At 72.5% G+C, this 16,367-nt stretch carries 10 protein-coding genes; 8 read left to right on the top strand and 2 right to left on the bottom strand.

Annotation, left to right across the window (positions count from 1 at the left end; all coding sequences use genetic code 11):
• Window positions 1-379: 379 nt before the first annotated feature.
• From OG286_RS14680 to pyk, 8 genes are all read left to right on the top strand, one after another.
• Window positions 380-2,335, top strand: coding sequence for an alpha-1,4-glucan--maltose-1-phosphate maltosyltransferase (locus OG286_RS14680; RefSeq protein WP_396320962.1), 1,956 nt, complete (start codon window positions 380-382; stop codon window positions 2,333-2,335).
• A complete protein-coding gene (treS, locus tag OG286_RS14685) occupies window positions 2,332-4,056 on the top strand; it encodes a maltose alpha-D-glucosyltransferase (protein ID WP_396320892.1) in 1,725 nt (574 codons plus the stop codon). Before OG286_RS14680 ends, treS begins: the two co-directional genes overlap by 4 nt.
• Before the next feature lie 267 nt (window positions 4,057-4,323).
• Window positions 4,324-5,811, top strand: a complete 1,488-nt coding sequence (locus OG286_RS14690) for a maltokinase N-terminal cap-like domain-containing protein (RefSeq protein WP_396320890.1) — start codon at window positions 4,324-4,326, stop codon at window positions 5,809-5,811.
• Window positions 5,812-6,007: 196 nt separating this feature from the next.
• Window positions 6,008-8,419 carry a 1,4-alpha-glucan branching enzyme gene (gene glgB, locus OG286_RS14695; protein ID WP_405361389.1) on the top strand — a complete coding sequence of 804 codons (2,412 nt, stop codon included), beginning with the start codon at window positions 6,008-6,010 and terminating at the stop codon, window positions 8,417-8,419.
• Between the two features lie 121 nt (window positions 8,420-8,540).
• Window positions 8,541-9,242 carry a hypothetical protein gene (locus OG286_RS14700; protein WP_396320886.1) on the top strand — a complete coding sequence of 234 codons (702 nt, stop codon included), beginning with the start codon at window positions 8,541-8,543 and terminating at the stop codon, window positions 9,240-9,242.
• 110 nt (window positions 9,243-9,352) lie between these two features.
• A complete protein-coding gene (gene pta / locus OG286_RS14705; protein WP_396320885.1) occupies window positions 9,353-11,485 on the top strand; it encodes a phosphate acetyltransferase in 2,133 nt (710 codons plus the stop codon).
• The gene (locus tag OG286_RS14710) at window positions 11,478-12,692 is read left to right on the top strand and encodes an acetate kinase (protein WP_396320883.1); all 1,215 of its coding nucleotides are present in this window, start codon (window positions 11,478-11,480) and stop codon (window positions 12,690-12,692) included. The genes pta and OG286_RS14710 overlap by 8 nt, the downstream gene beginning before the upstream one ends.
• A 108-nt stretch (window positions 12,693-12,800) precedes the next feature.
• Window positions 12,801-14,228 carry a pyruvate kinase gene (pyk, locus tag OG286_RS14715; protein ID WP_396320882.1) on the top strand — a complete coding sequence of 476 codons (1,428 nt, stop codon included), beginning with the start codon at window positions 12,801-12,803 and terminating at the stop codon, window positions 14,226-14,228.
• Between the two features lie 70 nt (window positions 14,229-14,298).
• On the opposite strand, the gene OG286_RS14720 is transcribed toward pyk, so the two are convergent.
• Together OG286_RS14720 and OG286_RS14725 are read right to left on the bottom strand one after the other, a co-directional pair.
• Window positions 14,299-15,732, bottom strand: a complete 1,434-nt coding sequence (locus OG286_RS14720) for a hypothetical protein (RefSeq protein ID WP_396320881.1) — start codon at window positions 15,730-15,732, stop codon at window positions 14,299-14,301.
• A complete protein-coding gene (locus tag OG286_RS14725) occupies window positions 15,729-16,361 on the bottom strand; it encodes a DUF6114 domain-containing protein (RefSeq protein ID WP_396320880.1) in 633 nt (210 codons plus the stop codon). The genes OG286_RS14720 and OG286_RS14725 overlap by 4 nt, the downstream gene beginning before the upstream one ends.
• Window positions 16,362-16,367: the final 6 nt, after the last annotated feature.

Below are 16,367 nucleotides of genomic sequence, written 5' to 3' on the forward strand. Positions count from 1 at the left end.
CGCAGCGGTCGCGGAATCCGCCGGACGGATGGATTCTGACACCCGGACAGACGCGCCGATGCCGGCGCCCCGGGGTGCCCGGGCTATCCGTACGGAGCAGCCGACCGAACCGGCCCGACAACCCGGGGCCGAGGAGAGCCGGCCCGCGGCACCGCGCAAGCGCACCACCACCCGGCGCAGCGCCACCGCGACCACGGCCGCCACCGCGAAGACCGGCGAGGCCACCGCCACCGCGAAGGCCGGCGCCGGGGCCGGCCCCGGCGAGGCCGCCACCGCACCCCGCAAGGCGCCCGCCCGACCGGCCGCCGCCCGGAACGCGACCGCTCGGACCGCGACTGCCCGCAAGCCCTCCGCCCGCAAGACGACAGAGAGCGACACCGTGATCGGCCGCATCCCCGTCCTGGACGTCAGCCCCCTCGTAGACGCCGGCCGCCGCCCGGCCAAGGCCGTGACCGGCGAGACCTTCCTGGTCACCGCCACGGTGTTCCGCGAGGGCCACGACGCGGTGAACGCCAACGTGGTCCTGCGCGACCCGCGCGGCCGCAGCGGCCCGTGGACACCGATGCGCGAACTCGCCGAGGGCACCGACCGCTGGGGCGCGTACGTCACCCCGACCGCGCCCGGCCGCTGGTCCTACCTGGTGGAGGCGTGGAGCGACCCGCTGGCCACCTGGCGGAAGACCGCCTCGGTGAAGCTGCCCGCCGGGATCGACACCGCGCTGGTGCTGGAGGAGGGCGCGCTGCTGCTGGAGCGGGCCGCCGGCGGCGTGCCGAAGAAGGAGGGCCGGGCGCACATCCTGACCGCGGTGGACGCGTTGCGCGACACCGGCCTGCCGCCGCTCTCCCGGCTGGCCGCCGCACTCGCCCCCGAGGTGCTGGACCTGCTGCGCCGTTACCCGCTGCGCGAACTGGTGAGCGCCTCCCGTCCGCTGCCGCTCCAGGTGGACCGCGAACGGGCCCTGTACGGCTCCTGGTACGAGTTCTTCCCCCGCTCGGAGGGCGCGGTGGTGGACCCGTCCGGCGTGGAGCCGCCGCGCTCGGGCACCCTGCGCACCGCCGCCGAGCGGCTGCCGGCCGTCGCCGCGATGGGATTCGACGTGGTCTACCTGCCGCCCGTCCACCCGATCGGCCGGGCCTACCGCAAGGGCCCGGACAACACCCTGACGGCCGGCCAGCACGACGTCGGCTCGCCGTGGGCGATCGGCTCGCCGGAGGGCGGGCACGACGCCGTCCACCCGGACCTCGGCACCATCGAGGACTTCGACCACTTCGTCGCCGAGGCCGAGGCGCTGCACCTGGAGGTGGCGCTGGACTTCGCGCTGCAGTGTTCGCCGGACCACCCGTGGGTGAACAAGCACCCGGAATGGTTCAGCCACCGGGCCGACGGCTCCATCGCCTACGCCGAGAACCCGCCGAAGAAGTACCAGGACATCTATCCGGTCAACTTCGACCAGGACATGGACGGAATCGTCAAGGAAACCATCCGCGTCCTCCGGTTCTGGATGTCCCACGGGGTGCGGATCTTCCGGGTCGACAACCCGCACACCAAGCCGGTGCTGTTCTGGGAGAAGGTGCTCGCCGACATCGCCCGCACCGACCCCGATGTCGTGTTCCTGGCAGAGGCGTTCACCCGCCCCGCGATGATGCAGACCCTGGGGAAGATCGGTTTCCACCAGTCGTACACGTACTTCACCTGGCGCACCACCAAGCAGGAACTCACCGACTACCTCACCGAACTCAGTGGTGACACCGCCGCCTACATGCGGCCCAACTTCTTCGCCAACACGCCGGACATCCTGCACGCCTACCTGCAGACCGGCGGCCGGGCCGCGTTCGCGATCCGCGCCGTCCTGGCCGCCACCCTCTCCCCCAGCTACGGCGTCTACGCCGGCTACGAGCTGTTCGAGAACGAGCCGGCCCACCCGGGCTCCGAGGAGTACCTGCACTCGGAGAAGTACGAGCTGCGCCCGCGCGACTGGAGCCGCACCGACTCCCTGGCCCCGCTGCTCACCGTGCTGAACCGGCTCCGCCGCCGGCACCCCGCCCTCCAGCAGCTGCGCGGCCTGCGCTTCCACCCCACCGACAACGACCAGGTGCTCGCCTTCTCCAAGACCGCCACCACGGCCGACGGCCTCACCGACCACGTCGTCACGGTGGTCAATCTGGACCCGCACCACGTCCAGGAGGCCACCGTCACCCTCGACGGCGACGGGCCCTTCGCGGTGCACGACGAACTCACCGGCGCCGCCTACACCTGGGGCCGGCACAACTACGTCCGGCTCGATCCCTCAGCCGAGCCGGCTCACCTCCTCACGGTTCGGAGGAACCCAGCGTGACAGTGAACGAGCCCGTCCCCGACACCTTCCCCGAGACCTCGAAGAAGAACCTTGACCCCGAGTGGTTCAAGCGTGCGGTCTTCTACGAGGTGCTGGTGCGGTCCTTCCAGGACAGCAACGGCGACGGGATCGGGGACCTCAGGGGGCTCACGTCCAAGCTCGACTACCTCCAGTGGCTCGGGGTCGACTGCCTCTGGCTTCCGCCGTTCTTCGCCTCCCCCCTGCGCGACGGCGGGTACGACGTGGCCGACTACAAGTCGGTGCTGCCGGAGTTCGGCGACCTCGCCGACTTCATGGAGTTCGTGGACGCCGCGCACGCCCGCGGCATGCGCGTGATCATCGACTTCGTCATGAACCACACCAGCGACCAGCACCCGTGGTTCCAGGCCTCCCGGGAGGACCCGGACGGCCCGTACGGCGACTTCTACATGTGGGCCGACGACGACAAGCAGTACCCCGACGCCCGGATCATCTTCGTCGACACCGAGACCTCCAACTGGACGTACGACCCGGTGCGCAAGCAGTACTACTGGCACCGGTTCTTCTCCCACCAGCCGGACCTCAACTACGACAACCCCCGGGTCCAGGACGAGATGATCGCCGGGCTCCGGTTCTGGCTCGACCTCGGCATCGACGGCTTCCGGCTGGACGCCGTGCCGTACCTGTTCGCCCGCGAGGGCACCAACTGCGAGAACCTGCCGGAGACGCACGAGTTCCTCCAGCGGGTCCGCAAGGAGATCGACGCCGACTACCCCGACACCGTGCTGCTCGCCGAGGCCAACCAGTGGCCGGAGGACGTCGTCGACTACTTCGGCGACTTCTCCTCCGGCGGCGACGAGTGCCACATGGCGTTCCACTTCCCGGTGATGCCGCGGATCTTCATGGCCGTGCGCCGGGAGTCCCGCTACCCGGTGTCGGAGATCCTCGCCAAGACGCCGCGCATCCCGCACGGCTGCCAGTGGGGCATCTTCCTGCGCAACCACGACGAGCTGACCCTGGAGATGGTCACCGACGAGGAGCGCGACTACATGTACGCGGAGTACGCCAAGGACCCCCGGATGCGCGCCAACGTGGGCATCCGCCGCCGGCTGGCCCCGCTACTGGAGAACGACCGCAACCAGATCGAGCTGTTCACCGCGCTGCTGCTCTCCCTCCCCGGCTCGCCGGTGCTCTACTACGGGGACGAGATCGGCATGGGCGACAACATCTGGCTGGGCGACCGGGACGGCGTGCGCACGCCGATGCAGTGGACCCCGGACCGCAACGCGGGTTTCTCCTCGGCCGACCCGGGCAGGCTCAGTCTGCCGCCCATCATGGATCCGGTGTACGGCTATCAGGTGACCAACGTCGAAGCGCAGCAGAGCAGTTCGAGTTCACTGCTGCACTGGACGCGTCGCATGATCGAGATCCGCAAGCTCAACCCGGCCTTCGGCCTGGGCACGTACACCGAACTGCCCTCCAGTAACCCCGCGGTGCTGGCCTTCGTGCGCGAGCACGAGGGGGACCTGGTCATGTGCGTGAACAACTTCTCGCGGTTCGCGCAGCCGACCGAGCTGGACCTGCGGCAGTACGGCGGACGGTACCCGGTCGAGCTGATCGGCGGGGTGCGCTTCCCCTCGATCGGCGAGTGGCCGTACCTGCTCACCCTCGCCGGCCACGGCTTCTACTGGTTCCAGCTCCGCCAGCCCCCGCGGCTGAGCGGGACCAGGCGATCGAAGTAACGATCCGCCGGACCTCGCACTCCGGCACCCCGGCGCACCGGCGCCACCCGCACCACCAAACCCTCCGGGGGCGCGAGTTGAACCCCCCGCGCCCCCGGAGGTCTCTGCACCACCGCGTACGGAGAACAGCCCAACGGCCACCCACACGAAGGCGTGACACCTGAGCACCGCTCGCGTGCCGTCGCCGCCGCGCCGCCGAAATCCGGAAGACTGACGGACCCGGCCAGACCCGTCGGGCAGTCCGCCCGTTTCCGGGGAAAGGGAGTCATGTCCGAAACCTCCCGTTCTCAAGCCCATGTGCACCGCGACACCCCCGCCGGCCCCACGCCGGTGGGCACCCGCGGTACCGGGGCCCGGAGAACCGCTCTGGGGGTCAGCGAGCTCGTCCAGGCGGCCCTGCCGCTGATCGCCGAGTGGCTCCCCACCCAGCGCTGGTACGCCGGAAAGGGACGGCCCATCACCGGCCTCACCCCGGTGGTCGGCACCCCGCTCCAGGTCGGCGACCCGGCCCTGCTCCACCTGCTGCTGCGGGTCGAGCACGCCACCACCGCCGGCGCGCCGCAGGGGGACATCTACCAGCTGCTGCTCGGCATCCGCTCCCAGGGCCCCGCCGGCATCGAGCCCACCGCGGTGCTCGGCCGGCTCACCCAGGGCCCCTACGACGGCGCGGCGCTCTACGACGCGGTGCACGACCCCGAGCTGACCGGGCGGCTGCTCGAACACCTGGCCACCGGCGACCGGTTCGGCTCGCTGTCGTTCCGCCGCACCCCCGGCTCCGGACTGCCCGCCAGCCTGCCCGGGCGCGCCTCCACCGCAGAGCAGTCCAACAGCTCGGTCATCTACGGCACCTCGTACATTCTCAAGCTGTTCCGCCGCATCCACCCCGGCACCAACCCCGACCTGGAGCTCTCGCTGGCCCTCTCCCGGGCCGGCTCCACCCGGATCCCCCGGGTCGCCGCCTGGTTCGAGAGCCGGCTGGAACGCGCCGAACCGGCCACCCTCGGACTGCTCCAGCGCTACCTGCCGGAGGCCGAGGACGGCTGGGAGCTGGCACTCGACCAGGTCGGCCGGCTCAAGGGCGACCCGTCGCCCGGCAACTTCGCCATCGAGGCGCACCGGCTCGGCCGGGCCACCGCCGAGGTGCACCGGGTGCTGGCCCGCTCGATGCCGGTCGCCCGGCTGGACCGCACCCAGACCCGGCAGCTGGCCACCGCGATGGCCGACCGGCTCGACAGCGCGGTGGCCGTCGTCCCCGGGCTGATGCGCTACCGCGCCGCGCTGCGCACCGCCTTCCAGCAGCTCGCCGACGCCCACCCGGACGGCATGCCGGTCCAGCGGATCCACGGCGACCTGCACCTCGGCCAGGCCATGCGCACCCCGCACGGCTGGGTGCTGCTGGACTTCGAGGGCGAGCCCGCCAAGTCCGTCGCCGAGCGGCGCGAGCCGCAGACCGCGCTGCGGGACGTCGCCGCGATGCTCCGGTCCTTCGACTACGCCGCCGCCCACCTGCTGGCCGGCGGCCCGCACGACCCGGAGCTGGCCCACCTGGCCGCCGCCTGGGCGCAGCGCAACCGCACCGCGTTCTGCGCCGGCTACACCGCCGGCGGCGGCACCGACCCGGCCGCCTCGCCGGAGCTGATGCGCGCGCTGGAGATCGACAAGGCGGTCTACGAGGTGGTGTACGAGGCCCGGCACCGGCCCGGCTGGCTGCCGATCCCGCTGGCCGCGATCAACCGGCTCGCCCTCACCGTCTGACCTCCCGCCCCGCCGCCGACCCGCTCCGTGCCGACCTGCTCCGTTGCCCACGTCCTCCCCGCCGATCCGCCGTTGACCCGCTCCGCCCTGCCCCGTTCCCGCCCCGCTCCCGCCCTGCCCCGCTCCCGCCCCCGGAGCGGACCCACCCCGCCGCCGACGTTCCCGCGGCCACCCCGATTCCGCAGGAGGACCAGCCGTGACGCCGCTCGACCCGCCCGGCCGCACCACCCGCAACGTGCCCGCCACCTTCCTGGCGGACGCGGACTCCCCCCAGCGCGAGCCCGCCGCGCCCCGACGGGCCGAGCCGCGTGCGGCGGCGCGCCCCGCCCCTGCCCCCTCGCCGGACGGTGCGCCCGGCGGTGCGCCCGGCGGTGCGCCGAGCAGCGTGCCCGGCGGCGTCCTGCGGCTGCCCGAGGCGCCGCTGCCGCCCTCCGAGGTGGACCGGCTGGTCGGCGGGCAGCACCACGACCCGCACGCCCTCCTCGGGGCCCACCCGGTGCACGGCGGCACCGCGATCCGGGTGCTGCGCCCGTTCGCCGAGCGCGTCGTCGTGGAGACCGCGCACGGCCCGGCCGAACTCACCCACCAGCAGGGCGGCCTCTTCACCGGTCTGCTGGCCGGCGCCGAGCTCTACCAGTGCGGCCCGGCCGACTACCGGCTCCTGGTGACGTACGCCGGAGGCGAGCCGATCGCCCAGTACGACGGCTACCGCATCCCGCCCACCCTCGGCGAGCTGGACCTCCACCTGATCTCCGAGGGCCGGCACGAGCAGCTCTGGCGGGCGCTCGGCTCGCACGTGCGCACCGTCGAAGGCGTGCACGGCACCGCCTTCGCGGTCTGGGCGCCGAACGCGGCCGGCGTCCGGCTGATCGGGGACTTCAACCACTGGGACGGCACCGGGCACCCGATGCGCTCGCTCGGCTCCTCCGGCATCTGGGAGCTGTTCGTGCCGGGCCTGGCCGAGGGCACCCAGTACAAGTACGAGATCCACACCCGGCAGGGCTGGGTGCTCGACAAGGCCGACCCGCTCGCCCGGGCCGCCCAGTGCCCGCCCGGCACCGCCTCGGTGGTCACCTCCTCCTCGTACCGCTGGGAGGACGGCGACTGGATGGCCCGCCGGGCCCGCGCCGCACACCACCGGGCGCCGATGTCGGTGTACGAGCTGCACCTGCCGTCCTGGCGGCCCGACCTCACCTCCTACCGTGCGATCGCCGAGGAACTCCCCGGCTACCTCAAGGAGTTGAACTTCACCCACGTCGAGCTCATGCCGGTCATGGAGCACCCGTTCGGTGGTTCCTGGGGCTACCAGGTCTCCGGCTACTACGCCCCCACCGCCCGGCTCGGCGGCCCCGACGACTTCCGGTACCTGGTGGACACCCTGCACCGGCACGGCATCGGCGTCATCGTCGACTGGGTGCCCGCGCACTTCCCCAAGGACGACTTCGCCCTCGCCCGCTTCGACGGCGAGCCGCTGTACGAGCCCGCCGACCCGCTGCGCGCCGAACACCCCGACTGGGGCACCCTGGAGTTCGACTACGGCCGCACGGAGGTGCGCAACTTCCTGGTCGCCAACGCGGTGTACTGGTGCGAGGAGTTCCACATCGACGGCCTGCGGGTGGACGCCGTCGCCTCGATGCTCTACCTCGACTACTCCCGCGAGGGCGGCGAGTGGACGCCCAACCAGTACGGCGGCCGGGAGAACCTGGACGCCGCCGCGTTCCTCCAGGAGATGAACGCCACCGTCTACCGCCGCTGCCCCGGCGTCGTCACCATCGCCGAGGAATCGACCGCGTGGGACGGCGTCACCCGGCCGACCGACAGCGGCGGCCTCGGCTTCGGGCTGAAGTGGAACATGGGCTGGATGCACGACTCGCTGGTCTACATGTCCAAGGAGCCGGTGCACCGCAAGTACCACCACAACGAGATCACCTTCTCGATGGTGTACGCCTACTCGGAGAACTACGTCCTGCCGATCTCGCACGACGAGGTGGTGCACGGCAAGCAGGCGCTGGTCGCCAAGATGCCCGGCGACTGGTGGCAGCAGCGCGCCAACCACCGCGCCTACCTCGGCTTCATGTGGGCCCACCCCGGCAAGCAACTCCTCTTCATGGGGCAGGAGTTCGCCCAGGGCGCCGAGTGGGACCACGAGCACGGCCCGCAGTGGTGGGTCCTCGACAAGGAGTGGCCGGCCGCCGGCGACCACCTCGGCGTCCGCCGCCTCGTCCGCGACCTCAACCGGCAGTACCTCGACGCGCCCGCGCTCTGGGAGCTGGACACCACCCCCGACGGCTTCCGCTGGCTCGACGGCGGCGCCGCCGAGGACAACCTGCTCTCGTTCGTCCGCTACGCCGCCGACGGCACCCCGCTGGTCGCGGTCTGCAACTTCTCCCCCGTCGTCCGCCACGGCCACCGGGTCGGCCTGCCCGCCCTCGACGGCCGCGAGCAGCTCTGGGAGGAGGTGCTCAACACCGACGCCGAGACCTACGGCGGCGCCGGCATCGGCAACTCCCGCCCGGTGAAGGCCGAGCCCGTCGAGTGGAACGGCCAGCCCCGCAGCGCCGAACTGATCCTCCCCCCGCTCGCCACCCTCTGGCTCCGCCCGGTCTGACCGGCCCGACCGGCGCCGCGGCACATCGGCACACCGGTCGTGGCCGGACCATTGCGTCCGGCCACGGCCGCCCCTAGGCTCCCCGCCCGAGACTGATCATCAGCAGGCGGGGGCCTTGCGCGTGTTCACGGTTCTGGGGTGGGTCTACGTCCTGCTGCCGCTCGTCTGCTGGGCGGTGCTGGTGCGTACCCGGGTGGTCGGGGTGGCGGTCCTCACCGCCCTGGCAGGGCTTGCGACCGTGCCCGTCGGCCTGGAGTACGAGTGGTTCTTCAGCCGCGCCACAGCCGAGGCGGAGGCCGGGTACCCGTACGCGGCGGCCCTGGTGATCGCGGTGGGCGCGCCGGCCGAACGGCTGCTGCGCGGGCCGCGGCCGAAGGACCAGGCCCACCGCCGCGAGGCTGCCGCGTCCATCGCGCTCACCGCCCAGGCGCTGATCGGGGCCGCCATCGCCTTCCTCTACTCGACGGCACAGTTCGAGCCGTTCTCCCCGAGCCTGGCCGAACTCCGGCTGCCTCCCGGTCTGACCATCGAGAGCGACTCCGGCCCCGACCGCAACTGCAGCCTGCACGCCTGCATCCGGGACCTCTCCATCGGCAGCACCGAGGGTCTACCGGCCGCCGAGATCGCCCGCCGGCTGCGCGCGGGGCTCGCCGCCGACGGCTGGACGGCGGGCCCGAGGAACAGCCTGCGCCGCCCGCACGGCTGGCTTCTGGACAAACGCATGACCGAGCTCTGCATCACCGAGCACCCGGAGGCAGTCACGGTGGAGTTCGACGGCCCGGACAACACCTGGTCCCCGGCCTCCGGCCAGGCCCCACAGTGACCTTCGTCCCTTGCCCCCGGCGGTCGACTCTGCTCGCGAACGGGCGTTCGCGGTGCGAAGGTATGGTCGACATGACCACTGTCTGAGACAACGGGACGGAGACAGCCGCCGTGGCGCGCAGCGTGTACGTGACCGGGATCAACCGGGGGGACGGCCGGCAGGCGGTCGAACTCGGGGTCATGGAACTGCTCACCCGCCAGGTGGACCGGGTCGGGGTGTTCCGCCCGCTGGTGCACGCGCACGCGCCCGGCGAAGCGGGCTCGGACCACGTGGTCGAGCTGCTCCGCACCCGCTACCGGCTGGACCTGCCGCCGGCCGGGCTGTACGGGCTCACCTACGAGGAGGCGGCCGCGCTCCAGGCCGCGCACGGGCAGGACGAGCTGGTCTCCACCCTGGTCGACCGGTTCCGCGCACTGGAGCGGCGCTGCCAGGCCGTGCTGGTGCTGGGCACGGACTTCGCGGACACCAACATCCCGGACGAGCTGGCCTTCAACGCCCGGCTCGCCAACGAGTTCGGCGCCGCCGTCATCCCGGTGGTCGGCGGGCACGCCGAGGACGCCAAGGCCGTGATCGCCGAGGTCCGCAACGCCCATCGCGCGTACACCGACCTCGGCTGCGAGACCCTGGCGATGATCGCCAACCGGGTCGCCCCCGGCGCCAAGCAGCCGATCCAGCGCACGCTCACCGAGAAGCTGCCGATCCCCGCGTACGTGATCCCCGAGGAGCCGGCGCTGGCCGCGCCGACCGTCGCGCAGCTGGTCGAGGCCACCGGCGCGGAGGTGCTCATCGGCGACGCGGCCGGCCTGGCCCGGGATGTCCGCGGCTTCGTCTTCGGCGGCGCCATGCTGCCGACCTTCCTGGACGCGCTGACCGAAGGCGCCCTGGTCGTCACCCCCGGGGACCGCGCCGACCTGGTGATCGGCTCGCTGGCCGCGCACGCCGCCGGCGCCCCGCCGATCGCCGGCGTGCTGCTGACGCTCGGCCAGCACCCCGGCCCGAACGTGATGGCGCTGGCCGCCCGGCTCGCCCCCGGCACCCCCGTCGCGGTCGTCCCCGAGGGCAGCTGGATCACCGCCGCCGCCCTCACCCACCTGGAGGGAAAGCTCTCCGCGGCCAGCCCGAGGAAGGCCGAGATCGCCCTCGGCCTCTTCGAACTGCACGTGGACACCGCCGAGTTGACCACCCGGATCGAGGTCGGCCGGTCCGAGCGGGTGACCCCGATGATGTTCGAGCACGAGCTGCTGGAGCGGGCCCGATCGGCACGTCGGCACGTCGTCCTGCCCGAGGGCACCGAGGAGCGGGTGCTGCGGGCCGCCGAGATCCTGCTCCGCCGCAACATCTGCGACCTCACCCTGCTCGGCGAGGTGGACGCCGTCCGCCGCAAGGCCGCCGCGCTCGGCATCGGCCTCCCCGCCGAAGACCCGGCCGCCGACCGCGCCCAGGTCCGGATCGTCGACCCGGCCACCAGCCCGCTGCGCCGCCAGTTCGCCGAGCTGTACGCCCGGCTGCGCGCGCACAAGGGCATGACCGTCGAGCTGGCGCTGGACGTGGTGACCGACGTCAGCTACTTCGGCACCCTGATGGTCCAGGAGGGCATCGCCGACGGCATGGTCTCCGGCGCGGTGCACTCCACCGCCGCGACCATCCGGCCCGCCTTCGAGGTGATCAAGACCTCGCCGGGCGCGGCCATCGTGTCGAGCGTCTTCTTCATGTGCCTGGCCGACCGGGTGCTGGTCTACGGCGACTGCGCGGTCAACCCCGACCCGGACGCCCAGCAGCTGGCCGACATCGCCATCCAGTCCGCCGCCACCGCCGCCCAGTTCGGCGTCGAGCCGCGGGTCGCGATGCTCTCCTACTCGACCGGCACCTCGGGCTCCGGCGCGGACGTCGACAAGGTCCGCAAGGCCACCGAGATCGTCCGCCGGCTGCGGCCGGACATCCTGGTCGAGGGACCGATCCAGTACGACGCGGCGGTGGACGCGCACGTGGCGGCCACCAAGTTGCCCGGCTCGCCGGTGGCCGGCCGGGCCACCGTGCTGATCTTCCCGGACCTCAACACCGGCAACAACACGTACAAGGCGGTCCAGCGCTCGGCCGGCGCGGTGGCGGTCGGCCCGGTCCTCCAGGGCCTGCGCAAGCCCGTCAACGACCTGTCGCGCGGCGCGCTGGTCGAGGACATCGTCAACACGGTCGCGATCACCGCCATCCAGTCGCAGGAGCGCAAGGAGTCCATCGGTGAGTGAAGGCACGCGTGTTCTCGTCCTGAACGCCGGCTCGTCGTCGGTGAAGTACCAGCTGATCGACATGTTGGACGGCGCCCGGCTCGCCTCCGGCCTGGTCGAGCGGATCGGCGAGGCGGGCGGCCGGCTGGTGCACACCCCGCGCGCAGGCGAGAGGCGGGAGTCCGCCCAGGTCTTCCCCGACCACTCCGCCGCCCTGAAGGCCGTCGCCGAGGAGCTGGCCGCCGACAGCGTCGGGCTGGACTCCCCCGAGCTGGCGGCGATCGGCCACCGGGTGGTCCACGGCGGCCTGCGGTTCACCGAGCCGACCGTGATCACCGACGAGGTGCTCCGGGAGATCCGCCGGCTGATCCCGGTCGCCCCGCTGCACAACCCGGCCAACATCACCGGTATCGAGGTGGCCCGCGCGCTGCGCCCGGACCTGCCGCAGGTGGCCGTCTTCGACACCGCCTTCCACGCCTCCATGCCGGAGTACGCGGCCCGGTACGCCATGGACAGGGCCGTCGCGGACGAGCACCGGGTGCGCCGCTACGGCTTCCACGGCACCTCGCACCAGTACGTCTCGCGGGCCACCGCCCGGCTGCTCGGCAAGGACCCGGCCGAGGTCAACGTGATCGTGCTGCACCTGGGCAACGGCGCCTCCGCCTCGGCGGTCGCCGGCGGCCGGTGCGTGGAGACCTCGATGGGCCTCACTCCGCTGGAAGGCCTCGTCATGGGCACTCGTTCGGGTGACATCGACGCGGGCGTGGTGTTCCACCTGCACCGGGTCGGCGGCCTCTCGATCGACGAGATCGACAACCTGCTCAACCGCCGCAGCGGCCTGCTGGGCCTGTGCGGCGACAACGACATGCGCGAGATCATGCGCCGCGCGGAGGAGGGCGACGCCGACGCGCGGCTGGCGTTCGACGTGTACATCCACCGGCTGCGCAAGTACATCGGCGGCTACTACGCGATCCTGGGCCGGGTGGACGCGATCGCCTTCACGGCGGGTGTCGGCGAGAACGCGGCGCCGGTGCGGGCGGCGGCCACCGCCGGACTGGAGGAGCTGGGCATCGCGGTGGACCCCGAGCTGAACCCGGTGCGCTCCGGCGAGGCGCGGATCATCTCGCCCGCGTACTCCCGGGTGGCGGTCGCCGTGGTGCCCACCGACGAGGAGCTGGAGATCGCGCGACAGGCCTTCGCCCTGGTGCACCGGCAGCCCGGCCGGTGAAGTCCGGGTACTGACACCCCGTCGTCTCGGTCCTCGGAATCCTTCGTCGGCGATTCCTCACGTTTCGTGCCGAATGCACCTATAACACGAACGGATAGACTGATCGATATGCGCCGAGCGAAAATTGTCTGCACCCTGGGTCCCGCGACGGACTCCTACGAACAGCTGAAGGCCATCGTCGAGGCGGGCATGAACGTCGCCCGACTGAACATGAGCCACGGCACCCACGCGGACCACGAGGAGCGGTACCGCAAGGTCCGCCAGGTCTCGGAGGACACCGGCAAGGCCATCGGCGTCCTGGCCGACCTCCAGGGTCCCAAGATCCGTCTGGCGACCTTCGCCAACGGCCCGGTGACCGTCGACAACGGCGACGAGTTCACCATCACCACCGAGGACGTCCCCGGTGACCAGCACATCTGCGGAACCACCTACAAGGGCCTGCCCGGCGACGTCAAGCCCGGCGACCCGATCCTGATCAACGACGGCGTCATCGCCCTGGAGGTCGTCAGCGTCGACGGCCCCCGCGTGAAGACCGTCGTCGTCGAGGGCGGCGTGCTCTCGAACAACAAGGGCATCAACCTGCCCGGCGCGGCCGTGAACGTGCCCGCCCTGTCCGAGAAGGACAAGGACGACCTGCGCTTCGCGCTGGCGCTGGGCGTCGACATGGTCGCCCTCTCCTTCGTCCGCAACGCGGCCGACATCAAGGACGTCCACGCGGTCATGGACGAGGTCGGCATCCGCGTGCCGGTCATCGCCAAGATCGAGAAGCCGCAGGCCGTCGAGGCCATGGAGGAGATCGTCCTCGCCTTCGACGCCATCATGGTGGCCCGCGGCGACCTGGCCGTCGAGTACCCGCTGGAGCGGGTGCCGCTGGTCCAGAAGCAGCTGATCACCCTGGCCCGCCGCAACGCGAAGCCGGTCATCGTCGCCACCCAGATGATGGAGTCGATGATCCACGCCTCGCGCCCGACCCGCGCCGAGGTCTCCGACGTCGCCAACGCCATCCTGGACGGCACCGACGCGGTGATGCTCTCCGCCGAGTCCAGCGTCGGCAAGTACCCGGTCGAGACCGTGCGCACCATGAGCCGGATCGCCGAGAAGGCCGAGGAGGAGCTGCTCTCGCAGGGCCTCCAGCCGCTCAACCCGGGCCGCAAGCCGCGCACCCAGGGCGGTTCCATCGCCCGCGCCGCGTGCGAGCTGGGCGACTTCCTCAACGGCAAGGCCCTGGTCGCGTTCACCAAGTCCGGTGACACCGCGCGCCGGCTCTCCCGGTACCGCTCGCCGATCCCGGTGATCGCGTTCACCCCGGACAACGCCACCCGCAACCAGCTCTCGCTGAGCTGGGGCGTCGAGGCGCACGTCACCGAGCAGGTCGGCTCGACCGACGCGATGGTGGCCCAGGTCGACGGCGAGCTGCTCCGCATCGGCGAGCTGAACGAGGGCGACACCGTCATCGTCACCGCCGGCTCCCCGCCCGGCATCCCCGGCAACACCAACATGGTCCAGGTGCACCACCTGGGCACCCGGAGCGAGTAAGGCCCCGGAAAACGCCCGTGGGGCGGTCCCTCCGTCGAGGAGGGGCCGCCCCACGGGCATGTCGGCCGGCCTACTTGTTGCCGACGTACGGCTTGTCGTCGTTGTAGAGCTGCATGCCGGGGATCTTCAGCGTGCCGCCGAACTGGCCGGACTGGACCGCGGTGACACCGGTCATCTGCATCCAGAGCGGGATCTCCAGCTTGCCGATCAGGTCGTAAAGCCACTGCGGCAGCGGCCCGTCCGGGGTGAGGGTGAGCTCGCCCAGGTCGATCGGGATCGGGATGCCGAGCACCTGGGACAGGTGGCCGGACATCCGCTCGACATACATCGTGACCGGCCCCTGGCGCATGGTGGAGACCGAGCCGGGCGCGCCCTTCACGTGGAAGGTCTTGCCGTTGCCCTCCAGCGTCGACATGTCGAGGTTCTCGATGTCCACGCTGTCGACCACGAACTTCAACACGCGCTTGGTGGTGGTCGGCGTCTGGACCTTGACCACGCCCATCAGGACGGCGTGGTTCAGGGTCAGCCGGCTGGTCTGCAGGGTCCAGTTCTGGTCCGGCACCAGGATCGGGTTGTCCGCCCCGCTCCCGGCCGCGAGGCCCTTCATCGGCACCAGGCAGTTCGGGTCGGCACTCGGCGAGGAGGAGCCGGACGGCGTCGCCGAGCCGGACGGCGTCGCCGCGCCGGAGGCCTTGGCGCCGGCGGACGGCTTGGCGGCCGTGCCGGCCCGCCCGCTCGCCGGGGCGGCGGCCGACGGGCTCGACGCACCCGACGGGGCGGTCTTGGGCGCCGGGGCTGCGGTGGACGGCGCGGGCGCGGCGGGTGCCTGGGCGCCCGCGGCCGGCGCCTGGGTACCCGCGACCGGAGCGGCCGGGGCCACCGCGCGGTTGCCCGCGGCGGGCGCGGTCGTCGCGGCCGGGGCCTGGCTCGCGGTGCCGGCCGGGGCCGACGGGCTCGGCGAACCGCTCGGGTGGATCAGGTTGGTGATCCCGCCGACGATGTCGCCGATCAGGCCGGCCTGGACCACGCCGCCGGAGGTGCCGGTGGCCGCAGACCGCACGGGGGCACCGGCCGGCGCCGACGCGGGCGCCTGGGCCGGTGTGGTCGCCGCGGTCGTGGGGACGGCCGGGGTCGTCGGGACGGTCGTGGGTGTGCTCGTCGGCGCGGCCGTCGGGCTGTCCGGGAGCGGCACCGACGGACCGGGCAGCGGCGGGGGCAGCTCGCTCTTGGGCACCGGCGTCTCCGCCACGACCGGCGGCTGCGGGGCGGCGTCCGGCGCCGTCGCACACGGCTTGCCGGCGGCGGTCTCGGCGATCGCCGCGTTCGGCGTGTAGGTGGCGGCCATCAGCAGTGCGGTCGGCACCGCGGCCATCGCCAGCGCGCGGCCTCTCAGCCGGACCCGCACCGGCACGCGGCGCGCCGCGTGCCGTCCGGAGCGCTGCTCCGGCAGGGCCGGGCGGTCCTGGTGGCCCTGCTGGTCCGGCTGGTCCTGTGGCGCGGTCACCGGGCCTCCTCGGGGTCGCCGGCGTGCTTCGGGGCGCTGCGCTGGGCCGGGGCCGACGGGCCGCCCTGGCCCGGCACGGCCGGCAGCGGAGCGGTGGCGGCCTCCACGGCGGGGGCGACGGGAGCAACGACCGTGGCCGCTACGCCCGGGGCCCCGGTGGCGGTGGCCGGCTCGGTGGCGGTCGGCTCGGCGGTGGCGACGGCCTCGACGGCCTCCTCGGGCGGGTTGGGTGCCCAGGCGAGCATCAGCCCGCCGCCGATCAGGCCCGGCAGCAGCGCCATGCCGAAGCCGGACAGGTTGGAGACCGGGATCGAGACCAGCGTCAGCAGCATGGTGGCGACGCCCGCGAAGAAGCGGACGGCCGGCTGGAACCAGGCGGTCAGGCCCAGCACGATCAGCAGGACCCCGATGATCAATGACCCGGCACCGGCCGTGGTCGCCATGGTGACCGTCATGCCGTTCAACGACAGCTTGGCGTAAGGGAAGTACATGATCGGGACGCCGGCGATCATGGCCATGAGGCCGCCCCAGAACGGGCGGGACCGGCGGAAGTGACGGAACACCCGAAGCACCCAGTGGACGGTGTTCTCGTGCTCGGCGGGCCGCAGCTCGGCAAGGGCGCTGGACACGGTGCA

The sequence above is a fragment of the Kitasatospora sp. NBC_00039 genome (assembly GCF_045160625.1).
Taxonomy (GTDB): domain Bacteria; phylum Actinomycetota; class Actinomycetes; order Streptomycetales; family Streptomycetaceae; genus Kitasatospora.